This window comes from Serratia sp. BNK-10, from assembly GCF_047456065.1.
GTDB classification, from domain to species: Bacteria; Pseudomonadota; Gammaproteobacteria; order Enterobacterales; family Enterobacteriaceae; genus Serratia; species Serratia ureilytica.
On the sequence record NZ_CP179894.1, the window covers coordinates 3374210 to 3391771 of the forward strand.

The 17562-nt window shown below is 58.7% G+C and carries 19 protein-coding genes; 6 read left to right on the forward strand and 13 right to left on the reverse strand.

The window, feature by feature from the left end:
* Positions 1–346: 346 nt before the first annotated feature.
* Positions 347–1549 (forward strand): acetate kinase, encoded by a 1203-nt coding sequence (gene ackA / locus ACMGG9_RS16265; protein WP_004936063.1) that lies wholly within the window; start codon positions 347–349, stop codon positions 1547–1549.
* Between the two features lie 74 nt (positions 1550–1623).
* A complete protein-coding gene (gene pta, locus ACMGG9_RS16270; RefSeq protein WP_033651943.1) occupies positions 1624–3783 on the forward strand; it encodes a phosphate acetyltransferase in 2160 nt (719 codons plus the stop codon).
* A 111-nt stretch (positions 3784–3894) separates the two neighbouring features.
* On the opposite strand, the gene ACMGG9_RS16275 is transcribed toward pta, so the two are convergent.
* From ACMGG9_RS16275 to ACMGG9_RS16305, 7 genes are all read right to left on the reverse strand, one after another.
* Complete coding sequence (locus ACMGG9_RS16275) at positions 3895–4341, reverse strand: hypothetical protein (protein ID WP_308347541.1); 447 nt, start codon at positions 4339–4341, stop codon at positions 3895–3897.
* Positions 4319–4711: a polymorphic toxin type 44 domain-containing protein gene (locus ACMGG9_RS16280; RefSeq protein ID WP_198811068.1), complete on the reverse strand. Its 393-nt coding sequence runs from the start codon at positions 4709–4711 to the stop codon at positions 4319–4321. The genes ACMGG9_RS16275 and ACMGG9_RS16280 overlap by 23 nt, the downstream gene beginning before the upstream one ends.
* An 831-nt stretch (positions 4712–5542) precedes the next feature.
* The gene (locus ACMGG9_RS16285; RefSeq protein ID WP_414161567.1) at positions 5543–6502 is read right to left on the reverse strand and encodes a transketolase family protein; all 960 of its coding nucleotides are present in this window, start codon (positions 6500–6502) and stop codon (positions 5543–5545) included.
* Entirely contained in the window at positions 6495–7346 is an 852-nt protein-coding gene (locus ACMGG9_RS16290) for a transketolase (protein ID WP_342207708.1), read from the reverse strand. The genes ACMGG9_RS16285 and ACMGG9_RS16290 overlap by 8 nt, the downstream gene beginning before the upstream one ends.
* 13 nt (positions 7347–7359) lie before the next feature.
* The gene (locus ACMGG9_RS16295) at positions 7360–8739 is read right to left on the reverse strand and encodes a PTS ascorbate transporter subunit IIC (RefSeq protein WP_004936074.1); all 1380 of its coding nucleotides are present in this window, start codon (positions 8737–8739) and stop codon (positions 7360–7362) included.
* Positions 8740–8762: 23 nt separating this feature from the next.
* Positions 8763–9044, reverse strand: coding sequence for a PTS sugar transporter subunit IIB (locus ACMGG9_RS16300; RefSeq protein WP_025303676.1), 282 nt, complete (start codon positions 9042–9044; stop codon positions 8763–8765).
* Between the two features lie 92 nt (positions 9045–9136).
* Entirely contained in the window at positions 9137–9580 is a 444-nt protein-coding gene (locus ACMGG9_RS16305) for a PTS sugar transporter subunit IIA (protein WP_033643869.1), read from the reverse strand.
* Positions 9581–9890: 310 nt separating this feature from the next.
* Between ACMGG9_RS16305 and ACMGG9_RS16310 the strand changes: the two genes are divergently transcribed.
* The gene (locus tag ACMGG9_RS16310; protein ID WP_042785105.1) at positions 9891–10910 is read left to right on the forward strand and encodes a LacI family DNA-binding transcriptional regulator; all 1020 of its coding nucleotides are present in this window, start codon (positions 9891–9893) and stop codon (positions 10908–10910) included.
* Between the two features lie 53 nt (positions 10911–10963).
* On the opposite strand, the gene yfcD is transcribed toward ACMGG9_RS16310, so the two are convergent.
* Positions 10964–11509 carry an NUDIX hydrolase YfcD gene (gene yfcD, locus ACMGG9_RS16315; protein WP_004936086.1) on the reverse strand — a complete coding sequence of 182 codons (546 nt, stop codon included), beginning with the start codon at positions 11507–11509 and terminating at the stop codon, positions 10964–10966.
* A gap of 100 nt (positions 11510–11609) precedes the next feature.
* Entirely contained in the window at positions 11610–12161 is a 552-nt protein-coding gene (gene yfcE / locus ACMGG9_RS16320) for a phosphodiesterase (RefSeq protein WP_033643871.1), read from the reverse strand.
* 233 nt (positions 12162–12394) lie between these two features.
* Here yfcE and yfcG point away from each other — a divergent pair, with 233 nt between their 5' ends.
* The 3 genes from yfcG (at position 12395) to ACMGG9_RS16335 (ending at position 14438) form a co-directional block, all read left to right on the forward strand.
* Positions 12395–13024, forward strand: a complete 630-nt coding sequence (gene yfcG / locus ACMGG9_RS16325) for a GSH-dependent disulfide bond oxidoreductase (RefSeq protein WP_016926886.1) — start codon at positions 12395–12397, stop codon at positions 13022–13024.
* Between the two features lie 111 nt (positions 13025–13135).
* Complete coding sequence (folX, locus tag ACMGG9_RS16330; RefSeq protein WP_025303682.1) at positions 13136–13507, forward strand: dihydroneopterin triphosphate 2'-epimerase; 372 nt, start codon at positions 13136–13138, stop codon at positions 13505–13507.
* A gap of 16 nt (positions 13508–13523) precedes the next feature.
* Complete coding sequence (locus tag ACMGG9_RS16335; RefSeq protein ID WP_414161568.1) at positions 13524–14438, forward strand: TIGR01777 family oxidoreductase; 915 nt, start codon at positions 13524–13526, stop codon at positions 14436–14438.
* Between the two features lie 7 nt (positions 14439–14445).
* Here ACMGG9_RS16335 and hisP read toward each other — a convergent pair whose 3' ends face one another.
* The 4 genes from hisP to hisJ all read right to left on the reverse strand — a co-directional run bounded on the left by hisP (position 14446) and on the right by hisJ (position 17493).
* Entirely contained in the window at positions 14446–15219 is a 774-nt protein-coding gene (hisP, locus tag ACMGG9_RS16340) for a histidine ABC transporter ATP-binding protein HisP (protein WP_004936098.1), read from the reverse strand.
* A gap of 21 nt (positions 15220–15240) precedes the next feature.
* Entirely contained in the window at positions 15241–15945 is a 705-nt protein-coding gene (locus tag ACMGG9_RS16345) for an ABC transporter permease (RefSeq protein ID WP_033643875.1), read from the reverse strand.
* Entirely contained in the window at positions 15942–16628 is a 687-nt protein-coding gene (locus tag ACMGG9_RS16350; protein ID WP_033635345.1) for a histidine ABC transporter permease HisQ, read from the reverse strand. The genes ACMGG9_RS16345 and ACMGG9_RS16350 overlap by 4 nt, the downstream gene beginning before the upstream one ends.
* Before the next feature lie 82 nt (positions 16629–16710).
* Entirely contained in the window at positions 16711–17493 is a 783-nt protein-coding gene (gene hisJ, locus ACMGG9_RS16355) for a histidine ABC transporter substrate-binding protein HisJ (RefSeq protein ID WP_033643876.1), read from the reverse strand.
* Positions 17494–17562: the final 69 nt, after the last annotated feature.

A 17562-nucleotide genomic window follows, 5' to 3' on the forward strand; every position in this document is an offset into this window, starting at 1 on the left:
CGTCACGTAAAGAAACTAAAAGCGTGCTGCCAGAGCCCATACTAAAAAATTTGAAGCTTTAAATTTATTTTGTGTTTGCACCGGGCTATCGGTATCCTAAGCCGGCCTTGTGGCCGGTAGAAGATGACGTAAATTTTGTCAACTTTTAGCCCTATAAAAATCAAGATTATTTAAACCGCAGAGAAATCATCGGTTTTTCCATCATCCTGTGATTTGTGCACTTCACATGATGTTAATCATAAATGTCATCGGCACTATGCGCTACGCTTGTTGTCTGATTGACGATTAATTCACCACGTGTGTTCGATTTTCTTTTAACAACACGACTATTTAAGTAGGTACTTCCATGTCGAGTAAGCTAGTACTGGTTCTTAACTGCGGCAGTTCTTCTCTGAAATTCGCCATCATCGATGCCGTTAACGGCGACGAATTCCTCTCCGGTTTGGCCGAGTGTTTCCACCTGCCTGAAGCTCGCATCAAGTGGAAAATGGACGGCGCCAAACACGAAGCTGCCCTGGGGGCCGGCGCTGCACACAGCGAAGCGCTGAACTTCATTGTTAATACTATTCTGGCACAAAAACCAGAGCTTTCTGCGCAGCTGACCGCTATCGGCCACCGCATCGTGCACGGCGGCGAGAAGTTCACCGCTTCCGCCGTGATCAACGACGAAGTTCTGCAGGGTATCAAAGATTCCGTGCCGTTTGCACCACTGCACAACCCGGCTCACCTGATCGGCATCGCGGAAGCGCTGAAATCCTTCCCTCACTTGGCTGACAAGAACGTTGCCGTGTTCGACACCGCGTTCCACCAGACCATGCCGGAAGAATCTTACCTGTACGCCCTGCCGTACAGCCTGTACCGCGACCACGGCGTTCGCCGCTACGGCGCACACGGCACCAGCCACTTCTACGTGACTCAAGAAGCCGCGAAGATGCTGAACAAGCCGGTGGAAGAAGTGAACGTAATCACTTGCCACCTGGGCAACGGCGGCTCCGTCACCGCAGTGCGCAACGGCCAGTGCGTTGACACCTCCATGGGTCTGACCCCGCTGGAAGGCCTGGTGATGGGCACCCGCAGCGGTGACATCGATCCGGCTATCATCTTCCACCTGCACGATTCTCTGGGCATGAGCGTTGACCAGATCAACAAGATGCTGACCAAAGAATCCGGCCTGCTGGGCCTGACCGAAGTCACCAGCGACTGCCGTTACGTTGAAGACAACTACGACAGCAAAGCCGACGCCAAACGTGCCATGGACGTGTTCTGCCACCGTCTGGCCAAATACGTCGGTGCCTACAGCGCGCTGATGGAAGGCCGTCTGGACGCGGTGATCTTCACCGGCGGCATCGGCGAGAACGCCGGCATGGTGCGTGAGCTGACCCTGAACAAACTGGGCCTGCTGGGCTTCGAAATCGACCACGACCGCAACATGGCCGCTCGCTTCGGCAAATCCGGCGCCATCACCAAAGACGGCAGCCGCCTGGCGCTGGTGATCCCGACCAACGAAGAGTTGGTCATCGCGCAGGACGCATCCCGCCTGACCGCGTAATGCTCTCAAAACACCGTCAGCCCAGGCTGACGGTGTTGTTTTAGCCTCATGTTAATCGTGAAGAGGACTATTCTGTGTCACGTACTATTATGTTGATCCCCACCGGCACCAGCGTCGGCCTGACCAGCGTCAGCCTGGGTGTCATCCGCTCCATGGAGCAAAAAGGCGTTCGTCTGAGCGTGTTCAAACCTATCGCTCAACCGCGCACCGGCGACAACGCACTCGACCAGACCACCACCATCATCCGCAGCAACTCCACCATTCCGGCGGCCGAACCGCTGCGCATGGACTACGTTGAGGGCCTGCTGAGCTCCAACCAGCAAGACGTGCTGATGGAAGAGATCGTGGCGCGTTACCACGAGAACACCAAAGACGCGGAAGTGGTGCTGATCGAAGGCCTGGTGCCGACCCGCAAGCATCAGTTCGCCAACGCGCTGAACTACGAGATCGCCAAAACCCTGAACGCCGAGATCGTCTTCGTGCTGGCGCTGGGCAACGACTCCCCGGCGCAGCTGAAAGAGCGCATCGAACTGGCGCGCACCAGCTTCGGCGGCAGCAAGAACAAAAACATCACCGGCGTGATCATCAACAAGCTGAACGCACCGGTCGACGATCAGGGCCGCACCCGTCCTGACCTGTCCGAAATCTTCGACGACTCCACCAAGGCCAGCATCGCCCACGTCGATCCTGCACAGCTGTTCGCCAACAGCCCGCTGCCGGTTCTGGGCTGCGTGCCGTGGAGTTTCGATCTGATCGCCACCCGCGCCATCGACATGGCTCGCCACCTGAAGGCCCGCGTGGTCAACGAAGGCGACATCATGACCCGCCGCGTGAAGTCCGTGACTTTCTGTGCGCGCAGCATCCCGCACATGCTGGAACACTTCCGCCCTGGCTCCCTGCTGGTGACCTCCGCAGACCGCCCTGACGTGCTGGTCTCCGCCTGCCTGGCGGCGATGAACGGCGTGGAAATCGGCGCCATCCTGCTGACCGGCGGCTACGCCATCGACGAGCCGATCAAGAAGCTGTGCGAACGCGCCTTCCAAACCGGCCTGCCGGTGTTCATGGTTGACACCAACACCTGGCAAACCTCGCTGAGCCTGCAGAGCTTCAACCTCGAAGTGCCGGCGGACGACCACCAGCGCATCGAGAAAGTGCAGAACTACGTGGCCAGCCACATCAGCACCGAGTGGATCGACTCGTTGACCGCTGCCTCTGAGCGTTCACGCCGTCTGTCTCCACCGGCGTTCCGTTACGAGCTGACCGAGCTGGCGCGTAAAGCCGGCAAGCGCATCGTGCTGCCGGAAGGCGACGAGCCGCGCACCGTGAAAGCGGCGGCCATCTGCGCCGAACGCGGCATCGCGGAATGCGTGCTGCTCGGCAACCCGGACGAGATCCAGCGCGTCGCGGCAGCGCAAGGCGTTGAGCTGGGCAAAGGCATCGAAATCGTCGATCCGGTCGCAGTGCGTGAAAACTACGTGCCGCGTCTGGTTGAGCTGCGCAAGAGCAAGGGCATGACCGAAGTGGTCGCGCGCGAGCAGCTGGAAGACAACGTGGTGCTCGGCACCCTGATGCTGGAACAAGGCGAAGTCGACGGCCTGGTCTCCGGCGCGGTTCACACCACCGCCAACACCATCCGTCCGCCGTTGCAGCTGATCAAAACCGCACCGGGCAGCTCGCTGGTCTCCTCCGTGTTCTTCATGCTGCTGCCTGACCAGGTACTGGTCTACGGCGACTGCGCGATCAACCCGGATCCGACCGCCGAGCAGCTGTCTGAAATCGCCATCCAGTCTGCGGATTCCGCCGCGGCCTTCGGCATCGAGCCGCGCGTGGCGATGATCTCCTACTCCACCGGCAACTCCGGTGCGGGCAGCGACGTAGAGAAAGTGCGCGAAGCGACCCGTCTGGCGCAGGAAAAACGCCCGGATCTGATCATCGACGGCCCGCTGCAGTACGACGCCGCCATCATGGCCGACGTCGCCAAGTCCAAGGCGCCGAACTCGCCGGTGGCCGGCCAGGCGACCGTGTTCATCTTCCCGGATCTGAACACCGGCAACACCACCTACAAAGCGGTACAGCGCTCCGCTGACCTGGTTTCCATCGGCCCGATGCTGCAAGGCATGCGCAAGCCGGTGAACGACCTGTCGCGCGGCGCACTGGTTGACGATATCGTCTACACCGTCGCGCTGACGGCGATCCAGTCTTCCCAGGCTGACGCTGCCGCCGCCAAGGCGTAATAAACCGTTAAAAAAAGCCAGTCAGGTAATCCTGACTGGCTTTTTTATGCCTGATATTCTTGGTGATGATGCTGTTTTAGACAATACCCGCCAAATCCGCAGCACCCACCATCATCGCCAAGCGCTGACGCCCCGTGCAGAAAAATCAATGGTAGGCATGATGGGGATTTGGCTGTTCGTGGCATAGAAAAATGCCGAATTCGTAAAGGAATACACCTTCCCGGAAAAATTGATGGTGACGCGGTTGCCCTCGCCGCGGATAGTTGCATCAGCCCGATCCGCCGTCAAAATTGGCGCGCTTTGACTCAGCACGTTGATAGGGTCGCCATCCAGGCTTCCGTTCAAATAGTAACGATACACATCCGTGTCGGTGGCCCCCGCATTCTGGTACTCGGTGACATAGAGCCAAATCTCGTCGGTCAACTGCTTTTTGCTGTAGAGCTTATCGTCATAAGTCTCGCGGGTGGCATACCAATACCCCGCAAAGCCAACGACAATAACCAACAAAACCGTCGTCAATAGCCGATGAGCCCATTTAGTAACCATGCCGAGTTGCATAATCAATTCCTTGTTTGATCCAATATTGATCCCGAGGGTCATCACCATACGGCGGGCGTTGATACCAATGACTCCATTCTAACCGCGATGTTCCTGCACGTGACTGAGCAAATCCAGCGCCCATCAACAAAATATCTGCGGGAATTCCAGCCGCGGTACCGGTTGCACCATAATTGAAATTACCAAAGTTAGCCAAGGCGCGATTTTGCTGTTTGTAATCCCAGGGGCCCCGATTTTTTACCTGATGGTAGAACCAATAGTAAGTACCAGGCAACGCCATGTTGCGCGGTTGCCCCTGCCTGCGCGCCTCGCGCAAGTTTCTGGCAAGAAAAGTAAAACCGCCTGGCGGCAGTAATGGAACCACGGCCATAATCTCCTCCTTGAGAGCCGGATGTAATTTATGGTGCAGAAACCCAACGGCACTCTCTCAAGCGTTATGCCTATCACTTCGCTTCACACACATTGCCGTTCTTGTCATTTCATTCATCCCTCTTTGGCTTTATTACTCCGCGCTGACAATAACCTGCAAAATCTTGCCGTCGCTGATTTTCAGCGAGAAACTGCGCTGCCAGAAACGTTTGGAATCTGCATCCTGAGGATCTACGGTGCTGATTGCCACGGTGTAGGGCACATTGCTCTCAAATGCCTTGAACGAGTATGGGATACATTGGCCGGGCGTAATAGTCTCAACGGGCTTCGGTGGTAGAGTGCTCCTGCGCCAGAGTTAATGCGTTTGGCTATCCAACCGTTGTTCAATAGCGATACTGACCAGACTGACCCTGCCACTCTGTGTTGGGTAGGTTTGCGGTAAAGAAAAACAGAGATCATTTCCCCGCAGCGTAATATCCGTAGTGTAAAAACGTTGCTTTTCAAGCATACAGCCACTGAGCAACATCATCATGATGAGGGTATAGAGAGAGCGGGATAGCGTGATCTCGCCTAGCGTCAGCCTTCTGAATGAGCCCCTTGCTGTTATCATTATTCACCACATGAATATAACTCATTGTATTTATTGCATTATTTTTATTATCTCTTTTTACCCAAGCATTGGCCACCTATATTCACCGAAAACAAAAAGCCCCCTAAGGGGCTTATCAGTTAATAATACGTGAGTCATGACTCAAATTCCGGGTTGGAAGGTATATGCTTTCTCCAGAGCACCGAGCCTCATTCGTTACAGCAGTTGTTATTGACTCAAAAACTACTTTTGCAGCAACTGCCCGGCAGCCTCCAGAATTTGCTCGGCGGTCAGGCCATACTCCTGCTGTAAAAACGCCTGGGTGCCCACCTGGCCGTAACGCTCCTTCACCCCCACGCGCCGCATCGGCGTCGGGCATTCCTCCGCCAATACCTCCGCCACCGCCGACCCCAGCCCGTTATGAATGCTGTGGTTTTCACAGGTGACGATGCGTCCGGTCTTGGCCGCGTAGGTTTTGATCAGCTCACGGTCAATAGGCTTGAGGGTGAACATATCGATCACCGCCGCGCTGACGCCCTGCCGCGCCAGCATCTCCGCCGCCTTCAGCGCCTCCGCCACCATGATGCCGTTGGCGATCAGCGTGATATCGTCGCCGTCGCGCAGCAGGTTGCCCTTGCCGATGGTAAAGCGCGAGCCGTCCTGGTAGATGCGCGTCGCCTGCTTGCGGATGGTGCGCACCCAGTAGAAGCCGCGCAGATCCATCAGCTGGCGCAGAATGTCGGCGAACATGGTGGCGTCGGTCACTTCCAGCACCACCGAGTGGGCCAGCCCGCGCACGATGCCCATATCCTCGAACGACATGTGGGTGCCGCCGTTGTGGCAGGCGCTCACCCCGGCGTCGGAAGCGATCACCTTGACGTTGTTGCGCTGATAATCCAGCGACATGAACAGCTGATCGAAACAGCGGCGGCTGGCGAAGGCGGTAAAGGTGTGCACGAACGGCACCCGGCCGGTCAGCGACAGCCCGGCGGCGACGCCGATCACGTTAGCCTCCATGATGCCGCAGTTAATCACGTGCTGCGGGTGATCCTTATGCACGCCGTCCATCGCCATGGAGCTCATCAGATCCGCCTCCAGCGCGATGATCGGCGCGCCCGCTTCAATCTGCCGCCGGACCGCGCCGGCATAGACTTTGCGCATTTCGACGGCGTCGTTTTCCAACTGCGTCACTACGTTAAACATGGGCGGCCTCCAGTTCGGCGATGGCTTTTTCAATCTCCTGCTGCACGTCCGGCGTCAGGCGCAGGTGGTGTGAGTTCGACAGGTTTTCCAAATAGGTCACCCCCTGTCCCTTGATGCTGTCGAGCACGATCGCCAGCGGCCGCTGTTCTCCGCCGCGCGCCGGCCTCACCGCCGCCAGCAGCGCCGCAATGTTGTCGCCCTTGATGGTCTGCACCTCAAAGCCGAAAGCGCGGAACTTGGCGGCCAGATCGAACGGTTGGATCACCTCGTCCAGCGCGCCGTCCAGCTGCTGTTTGTTGTAATCGATAAACAGCGTCAGGTTGTTCAGATTGTGGTGGGCGATAAACTGGAACGCCTCCCAGCACTGCCCTTCGTTCAGTTCACCGTCGCCGAGGATGCTGAACACCCGATTGCGGCGCCCCGCCAGCCGATGGGACAGCGCCATGCCGGCGGCGATCGACACGCCCTGCCCCAGCGAGCCGGTAGTGGCATCCACGCCGCGCGTGCGCAGCCGGTCCGGATGGCTCGGCAGGCGCGTGCCGTTCTGATTGAGGGTTTGCAACTCCGCCAGCGGGAAGTAGCCCTTGATCGCCAGCGTACTGTACAGCGCCGGGCCGGCGTGCCCCTTCGACAGCACGAAGTCATCGCGCTCCGGCCAGTCCGGATCCGCCGGATCGATGCGCATCACGCCGCCGTACAATACCGCCAGCGTCTCGACCACCGACATACAGCCGCCGTAGTGGCCGAACCCCAGACCGGTCAACGCCTTCAATGTTTCCAGGCGGATGGCGCGCGCCAGGGCGCGCAGCTCTTCAATTTCCATTTCGCTCGTTGTGTCGTTCATCACTCTGCCCTCGTTATTTCTCGACGCGGTCAGCGGCCGGCGCGCCTTTGCGTTTTCCCAGGAAGTTATGCGCCACCAGCAGCGCAAACACGGCGACAATCGCCAGCATGATCATCTCTTTAGACATAAAGCGCGCCATGTTGCCCAGCAGGATGCCGATCGCGCCGAAGTCGGCGTCGGAGAAGGTGGTGTTGGCAAAGCCCAGCGCCCCCAGTACCGGCAACAGCAGCACCGGCAGGAAGGTGATCAGCAGACCGTTGGCGAAAGCGCCCAGCATCGCACCGCGCCGCCCGCCGGTGGCGTTGCCGAACACCCCGGCGGTAGCGCCGGTGAAGAAATGCGGCACTACGCCGGGCAGGATCAACACCATCTTCAGTTGCCCCAGCAGGAACAGCCCGGCCAACCCGCCGAGGAAGCTGAACAGGAAGCCGATCAGCACCGCGTTGGGGGCATAGGGGTAAACCACCGGGCAATCCAGCGCCGGCCGCGCGTTAGGCACCAGTTTTTCCGAGAAGCCGGTGAACGCCGGCACGATCTCTGCCAGAATCAAGCGCACGCCCTGCAGGATGATGAATACCCCGGCGGCGAAGGTGATGGCCTGGATAATCGAATACACCAGGTAGTTCTGGCCGCCGCTGAGCTCGCTTTCCACATAGGCCCGCCCGGCGCAGATCGCCAGGATCAGGTAGATGACGATCATGGTCATCGAGATCGAAATGGAGCTGTCGCGCAGAAAACTGAGGTTTTTCGGCAGGTTCATCTCTTCGGTCGAGCGCGAGTTTTTCCCCACTTTCGAGCCGATCCAACCGGACAGCACATAGCCCAGGGTGCCGAAGTGGCCGAAGGCGATATCGTCGTTGCCGGTGATGCGGCGCATATAGCGCTGGGCGATCGCCGGGAAGAACGCCATCACCAACCCCAGGGTCAGCGCGCCGGTGAACACCAGCTGTACGCCCTCGAAGCCCGCCACCGTCAGGATGATGCCGATCATGCAGGCCATGTAGAAGGTGTGGTGGCCGGTGAGGAAGATGTATTTCAATCGGGTAAAGCGCGCCACCACGATATTCGCCACCATGCCGAACGCCATGATCAGCGCGGTGGAAGCGCCGTATTTCTCCAGCGCGATGGAGACGATGGCTTCGTTATTCGGAATGATGCCCTGAATATTAAACGCGTGTTCGAACATGCCGCCCAGCGGATTGAGCGATCCGACCAATACCGTGGCGCCGCCGCCCAAAACGATAAAGCCGAGAATGGTTTTTACCGTGCCTTTCACCACGTCGGAAAACGATTTCTTTTGCGCCAGCAAACCGATCAGCGCAATAAGCCCGACCAGTACCGAAGGCACCTTTAATATATCCACCACAAACTTAAGCGTTTCCTGGATAAACATATCCACCTCGCCAATCGTTTTATTCAGATGATTGAGTGGGCTTCGAAGTAAGCGCGCAGCTTGGCTTCCAGCTCATTAATGTCGATGATGTTGCTGATCACCACCAGCTGCTCGGCCGGTACGCTGGCGCTGTCGGCGATGTCTTTCGCCATCACGAACACGTCGGCGGCGCCGGGAGTGGCGGACGACAGATCGGAGTGTTCGACCTCGGCCTCCACGCCCATCTTTTTCAGCACCTTTTTAATGTTCATTTCCACCATAAAGCTGCTGCCGAGACCTGAACCGCAAATCGCCATGATTTTCATGATATCCACCTGTTGAATTTAGCGTGTAGGGTAGCGCCGCCGGGAATATTCCCGACGTTATGGGCATTAATAATGTTCCTGGTGATTAAACGTTAATAGCGGGCGATAATATCCTCAATTTGCCGTTTGTCTGTGGCGTGAAATAACGCCTCCATCGCCGTGTTATCGGAAAATAATTCCGCCAACTGCGAAATCATTTCAATGTGACTGTTGCCGTCGGGTGCGGAAAGCATCACCACCACCTGAACCGGATCGTTATCCGCAGAATGAAAATTCACGCCCTGGTGGATCTTCAACAGCGACAGCCCCAGCGCGTTGGCGCCCTGCTCCGGCCGCGCGTGCGGCATCGCGATGCCCGGCGCCAGGACGAAGTAGGGGCCAAGCTGCTCCTGCTGATGAAAGATGGCCGTCAGGTAATTCGGCGTAATCACGCCGCGTTGCAGCAGCGGTTGCGCGCTGAGCGTTACCGCCTGGCGCCAGTCCTCCACCCGTTCGCACAGCTGTATATGATCGGCGGTCAGCCATTCTTTCAGCACGTTACCCTCCCAAGCGTTGATGGTTTCGGCCGGTGATTAATTCACCGACGACGGTAAAACTTTAATCAACCCCTCTCGGCTGCACAGTGATTGGCATCACAAAGATAGCGCTACCAAAGCGCTATCATGCAGAACTGTGATAGCGCTATCAAAACGCCATGCCGCGGCGCGGCGTTAACCACAATTTTTTCTCGCTCTTCCGGGTTACGGGGTAGAATGTGCCGCATACTGGGATCGTCGAAGCCGCGCCGTCGGCTTCCCACCATCACAATCTTTATGCGCCGCGCGCGCATTTCAGTCGGGATTAGGCATGTCGATCGGTAAAAAACGCCGCAGCACAGGCAGGGTGACGTTGGCTGACGTAGCGCAGCTGGCGGGCGTCGGCACCATGACGGTGTCGCGCGCGCTGCGCACGCCGGAACAGGTTTCGGACAAACTGCGCGAGAAGATAGACGCGGCGGTAAACGAGCTGGGCTATCTGCCCAACCTGGCCGCCAGCTCGCTGGCCTCGGCCTCGTCCTACACCATCGCCATGGTGGTGCCCAGCCTGTCCGAATCCGGCTGCGCCGAAATGTTCGCCGGCCTGCAGAAAGTGCTGCAGCCCGCCGGCTATCACATCATGCTGGCGGAGTCGCAGCACCACCTGGAACGCGAGGAGAAACTGCTGGAGACGCTGCTCTCTTACAACCTGGCGGCGGCGGTGCTGCTCAGCGTCGAGCATTCGCAAAATGCCCGCAACGCGTTGATCGCCGCCAACATTCCGGTGGTGGAGATTGGTGCCGTACGCGCCGATCCGATCGACATGAGCATCGGCATCGATTACGTGGCGGCCATGTATCAGCTGACGCAAACGGTGATCGCCAGCGGTTACCAGAATGTCGGGCTGCTGTGCGCCAATCAGGAGCAGTGGATTTTCCAGCAGCACCTGCAGGGCTGGCACAAGGCGCTGCTGCGCAACCATATGTCGCCGCATCGGGTCATCAACGCCGCGCAGCCCGCCAGCTTCAGCACCGGCGCGCAGCAGCTGCCGGAATTCTTGCTGGCCTGGCCGGAGCTGGACGCGCTGGTGTGCGCGTCGGACGAACTGGCGGGCGGCGTACTGTATGAATGCCAGCGGCGGCGCATCAAGGTGCCGGATAATCTGGCGGTGGTGGGCTTCGGCAACAGCGAGTTCAGCCGGGTGTGCCAGCCGCCGCTGACCACCATGACCATTCCGCATCGCGATATCGGCATTCAGGCCGGCCAGGCGCTGCTGGCGCGGCTGAACGAGCATCCCTGGCAGCCGCCAGGCTCCCTGCCCGCCACGCTGTGCCGCCGCGACAGCTGCTGAATCCGCCCGTAAAAAAAGCCGGTCGATGACCGGCTTTTCCATGCGCAGGCGGCTCAGTGATTGTCGAGCGGCTTGCCGTAATCCTGTTCATTGTTGCGCGTCAGCCACAGCGACAGCGCCTTCAGCGAATCCGGGGTAAACTCGTCGCAGCGGGCGGTGATCTCTTCCGGCGTCAGCCAGCACACCTCGGCCACTTCTTCTTCCTGCAGCGCGAACGGCCCGTGCGATACGCAGCTGAACAGCGCCCCCCACACCCGGCACTGCTCTTCCTCGAAGTAGAACAGACCGTGCTCGGCGAAAGGCACGCCGGCGATGCCCAGCTCCTCTTCCGCCTCGCGGCGCGCCGAATCCAGCACGTTTTCACCGCTTTGCACTACGCCGCCCGCCGTCGCGTCCAGCCAGCCCGGGTAGAAGTCCTTGATCTCGGTGCGACGCTGCACCAGAATTTTTCCCATCCCATCATGCACCACAATATAGGTAGCACGATGACGCAGCCGCTCCGCCCGCATCTGTTGACGACTGGATTGAGCAATCACCTCGTTTTGCTCGTCGACGATATCAACCCACTCGGTATCTGCAGCCTGACCCTGTTCCGCCATCCTCTAAAACCTTCTATTTTGGCGCGATGCAATCCCGCGCGCTGGTTAATCAATGAGTGTTTTTCAAAGATTTTTATTGTGTGTGTATAAATTAGTGCGTTTAGCGTGTTAACGCCACCTCCGCGACGACCTTGCCGTCGTCGAGCGTCAGCACGCGCAAAGTGCCGCTTTCCAACATGCCGTAGCTGGCGGGAAAGCCCCCTTTCGGGATGCTGACCGAGCCCGGATTGAAGCAATAGATCTCACCCTGCCGCTCCGCCTGCGGCAGATGCGTATGGCCATAGGCCAAGACGTCACCGCAGGATAACGGCGGCAGTGCCGAGGGATGATAAAGGTGACCGTGGGTCAAAAACAATCGTCTTTTTTGCAGTAAAACCTGTTGCCAGGGCGCCTCGATGGGAAACGTCAGCAGCATCTGATCGACCTCGCTGTCGCAATTGCCGCGAACGGCGATGATCTTGTCGCTATAGCGATTCAATCGTTCGGCAACCTGAGCGGGCTGATACCCGGCGGGCAGCGCGTTGCGCGGGCCGTGATTCAGCAAATCACCCAGAAGAATCAACCAGTCGGCGCCGTGTTGTGCGAACAATTCCAGCACGCGTTCGGTAGCCGGCAGCGAACCGTGGATATCCGAGGCGAACATCAGCTTCATAACCTTGTCCTATAGAGGGAAATAAGCGCCATTTTACCGCGCCGGCGCCGTGCGGCAAACCGCCGCCCGCCCCGGTGGAGAATTGTGATCCAACTGCGCAGATAGCATCGGACGAATCCCACATAGCCTGCTATCCTTAGCTGCTATTGTTGGATCTCTGATATACCTTTGTGCGCGGCGAAGACCGCAGCAACGTGTAATGAATTACAGATCACCTTACCGCAGGAGGCAACATGATTGACCTGTATTACGCGCCTACTCCCAATGGTCACAAGATCACCTTGTTTTTGGAAGAGGTCGGCTTACCCTACCGTATCCATCGCGTAAACATCAGCGCCGGCGAGCAGTTCAAACCGGACTTTCTGAGCATTTCTCCCAACAACAAAATCCCGGCGATCGTCGATCAGCAACCGGTGGACGGCGGCGCGCCGATCAGCCTGTTCGAATCCGGGGAAATCCTGCTGTATCTGGCGGAGAAGACCGGCAAGCTGCTGAGCAAGGGCCTGCGCGAACGCGCCGCTACCCTGCAGTGGCTGTTCTGGCAAGTGGCCGGATTCGGGCCGATGCTCGGGCAGAATCACCACTTTAACCACTACGCGCCGCAGCCGGTGCCTTACGCCATCGAGCGTTACCATCTGGAGACCAAGCGGCTGTACGGCGTGCTGGAAGCTGAACTGCAAAAACACCCGTACCTGGGCGGCGATAACTACAGCATCGCCGATATCGCCACCTACCCGTGGGTCGTATCGCATCCGCGCCAGCGCATCGATCTGGCGGATTACCCGGCGGTGCGCAACTGGTTCGAGCGCATCAGCAATCGCCCGGCGACCGAGCGCGCCTACAAACTGGCCGAACAAGCCTAAGTGCCTCCCCCGACTCCCCGTCGGCCGGGGAGTCACATTGTCCCTGCGTTATCATTTCCCTACTTTCCGTGTATTCTGAACGCTAATAATCAGACCTATGGAGAATCTCTGATGTCTTTCAGTCAACCCGACGCCGTTATTCGCATTAAAAATCTGCGGCTGCGCACGTTCATCGGTATCAAGGAAGAGGAAATCAACAACCGACAGGACGTCCTGATCAACGTGGTGATCCACTACCCGGCGGACAAGGCGCGCAACAGCGAAGATATCGCCGATGCGCTCAACTACCGCACCATCACCAAAGCGATCATCCGCCATGTGGAAGATAACCGTTTCGCGTTGCTGGAAAAATTAACGCAGGATGTGCTCGATATCGTAAAAGAACACGCCTGGGTGACCTATGCTGAAGTGGAGATAGATAAACTTCTGGCCCTGCGCTACGCCGACTCGGTTTCCATGACCATGAGCTACCGCCGGGACTAATTCAGGGAGGTCGACCATGCGGATCCTGATCACCGGCGCAACGGGATTGATAGGCAGCAGCCTGACGGCAAGACTGCTGGCGCTTTCTCACCACATTACGGTGCTGACCCGAGACGAACGGCGAGCCCGAGCCCGGCTGGGCGACCGGCCGAGCTATTGGCGAACGCTGGACGACCGGCAATCGCTGGATGAATTTGACGCGGTGATCAACCTGGCCGGCGAACCTATCGCCGACAAGCGCTGGAGCGCGCAGCAGAAAGAGCAGCTGTGCCGCAGCCGCTGGGATCTGACCGAACGCTTGGCGAAGCTGATCAAGGCCGGCAGCACGCCCCCCGGCGTGTTGATTTCCGGTTCCGCCGTCGGCTACTACGGCGATCAGGGGCAGGCGGTGGTGACCGAAGAGGAGCCGCCGCACGACGAATTCACCCACCAGCTGTGTCAACGCTGGGAAGCGCTGGCGCTGCAGGCGCAAAGCGACGCCACCCGCGTCTGCCTGCTGCGCACCGGCGTGGTGCTGGCGCCACAGGGCGGCGCGCTGGCCAAAATGCTACCGCCGTTCCGCTTCGGGCTCGGCGGCCCGATCGGCGACGGTCGCCAATACCTGCCGTGGATCCACCTCGAAGACATGGTCAACGGCATTATTTATCTGCTGGATCACGCCACCCTGAGCGGCCCGTTCAACATGGTCGCTCCCTACCCGGTGCACAACGAGCAATTCGCCGCCCAATTGGCCAACGTGCTCGATCGCCCGGCGTTTCTGCGGGTGCCGGCGTTCGTCATGCGGCTGTTGATGGGGGAAGCGGCGGTGCTGGTGCTCGGCGGCCAGCGGGCGGTGCCGAAGCGCCTGGAAGAGGCCGGTTTCCACTTCCGTTATCTGGAGCTGGAACAGGCATTGGATGACCTTGTCAATCAGCGGGCCGAAGCCCGCTGATCTGAGGTTACTTCAACGCGCCGGACAGGAACTGCTGCAGGCGCGGGCTTTTGGGATTGCCGAACAGCTCGGCCGGCGGGCCCTGCTCTTCGATCAACCCTTTGTGCAGGAAGATCACGTGGTTCGAAACGTGGCGCGCAAATTCCATTTCGTGCGTCACCACCACCATGGTTTTTCCCTCCTCCGCCAGCTTCTGCATGATGCGCAGCACCTCGCCCACCAACTCGGGATCCAGCGCCGACGTCGGTTCGTCAAACAGCAGCACTTCCGGCTCCATCGCCAATGCGCGGGCAATGGAGACGCGCTGCTGCTGGCCGCCCGACAGGTGCACCGGGTACTTGCCGCGCGCCCGCTCGTCGATGCCCACTTTATCCAGGTAGCGCACCGCGCGCTCGTGCGCGTCGGCCTTGCTCAGCCCCAACACCTGCACCGGCGCCTCCATCACGTTCTCCAGCACCGTCATATGGCTCCACAGGTTAAAATGCTGGAACACCATGGTCAGGCGGGTGCGCAGCAGCTGCAGCTGCTTCTTGTCGAATACCTTCAGCTGGCCGTCCTTGTCGCGCACCATGCGAATATCTTCGTTGTTCAGGCTGATCGAGCCTTCGCTCGGCTTCTCGAGGAAGTTGATGCAGCGCAGAAAGGTGCTTTTGCCGGAGCCGGAGGAGCCGATGATGCTGATCACATCCCCGGCGTTGGCCGCCAGCGAGACGCCCTTCAGCACCTCGTGATCGCCATAGCGTTTGTGCAGTTCCGTGACGGCTAATTTATTCTCAGACATGGTTTTTCTTCCCGTCATTTATCAGTGACTAACGTGTGCCATCCAGCGTTTTTCAGCTTTGCGGAACAGGCTGATTAACACGTAGGAGATGATCAGGTACAACACCGCCGCAATGCCGAAAGCGTAAAACGGCTGATAGGTCGCGGCATTGATGTCGCGCGCAATCTTCAGCAGGTCCGGCACGGTGGCGGTAAACGCCAGCGCGGTGGAGTGCAGCATCAGGATCACTTCGTTGCTGTAGGCCGGCAGCGCGGTGCGCAGCGCCGAAGGCAAAATGATGCAGCGATACATCTTGAAGCGCGAGAAACCGTAGGCGTTGGCGGCCTCGATTTCACCGTGCGGCACCGAGCGGATCGCCCCGGCGAAGATCTCGGTGGTATACGCGCAGGTGTTGAGCGTCAGCGCCAGGATGGTGCAGTTGAGCCCGCTGCGGAAAAACGCGTTGAGAAACTCGCTGCCGCGCACGATTTCCAGGCTGTACATGCCGGAGTAGAACACCAGCAACTGCACGTACAGCGGCGTGCCGCGAAACACGTAGGTGTAGAGCCACACCGGGAAACGCACCCAGCGCAGGGAAGAGACGCGCGCCACCGCCATCGGGATCGCCAGCAGCCCGCCCATCACCACGGAGGCGATCAGCAGCCACAGCGTGACCGCCACGCCGGTGAAACGGTAGCCGTCGCTCCACAGCAGCGACTGCCAATACTGTTGCAAAATCTCGATCATAGCTCGGCCCTCTTGACGCCCAGTGAGTAACGCCGTTCAAGCCACAACAGCACGCCGTTGGAAACGGTAGTGAAAATCAGGTAAACCACGCCGGCTACGATGGCGAAGAAGAACGGCTGATAGGTGCCTTTCCCCGCCAACTGCGTGGCTTTCACCACGTCGTTCAGGCCAAGGATAGACACCAGCGCCGTTGCCTTCAGGATCACCTGCCAGTTGTTGCCGATGCCCGGCAAGGCGAAGCGCATCATCGCCGGGAACAAAATGCGCCGAAAGATCTGCGCGCCGCTGAAGCCGTAGGCCGTCGCCGCCTCAATCTGCCCTTTCGGCACCGCCAAGTAGGCGCCGCGGAAGGTTTCGGTAAAGTACGCGCCGTAAATAAAGCCGAGGGTAATGATGCCGGCGCCGAGCGGGTCAATATCGATCTGCGAGAAACCGAGCAGCGTGGTGATGTTGTTCAAGGCGATTTGCAGGCCATAAAAAATCAGCAGCATCAGCACCAGATCGGGCACGCCGCGGATCAGCGTGGTGTAAGCGCCGAACAGGCCGGAAATAAGGGGGTTGTGGGAGAGTTTGCCGCCGGCGCCGATCAACCCGATCACCACCGCCAACAATACGGAACTGAGGGCCAACTCCAGCGTCACCAGAGCCCCCTCGAAAATCAGTTGGGAATAGCCTTGCAGCATCTACTTCACCCTGTCGTCTAGGATCCGAACCATCGGAGCCGGCGCACCGGCCCCGCAGTCACAGCATGGAACGGTTAGCGGATTAGCCGCCGTAGACGTCGAAGTCGAAGTACTTTTTCGCGTATTTATCGTAGGTGCCGTCTTTGCGCATCTCGGCGAAGGCTTTGTCCAGCGCCGCTTTCAGCTCGGTATCGGTTTTGCGCAGCCCCATGCCGGTGCCGACGCCAAAGAATTTGTCATCCTTCACCGATTCGCCAGCGAACGCATAGTCTTTGCCCGGCGGCTGTTTCAGGAAGCCATCGCTGCCCGCCACTTCATCCTGGAAGGCGGCGTCGATACGCCCGGAGGCCAGATCGGCGTAGACCAGATCCTGGTTCTGATAAGGCACTACGGTGACGCCCTTCGGCTGCCACATGGCGTTGGCGTAGGCTTCCTGGGTCGTGCCCTGCAGCACGCCCACGCTCTTGCCTTTCAACGCATCCACGGTAGGCAACAGCTTAGACCCCTTCGGCGCGATCAGGCGGGCGTTGGCGGCATACAGCTTGTCGGTAAAGGCGATTTCCTGCTGGCGTTTTTCGGTGATGGACAGCGAAGAGATGATAGCGTCGATCTTTTTCGCCTTGAGGGATGGGATCAGCGCGTCAAAGTCGCTCTCCACGAAGGTGCATTGGGTATTTATGCGTTTGCACAGCTCTTTGGCCAAATCGATATCGAAGCCGACCAGCTCGCCTTTGGCGTTTTTGGATTCAAACGGCGCATAAGTCGGATCGGTGCCAATCTTCAATGTCGATGGGATAGCGGCGAATGCGCTGTTTGCGGCCGCCAAAGCCAAGACTAAAGGAAGAACCTTAACCAGCTTTTTCATAAATTACCCTCAAATTGATTTTTTTGATGCCACTACGGGCATTACTTTTCCCCACCAAATCAATTTGCA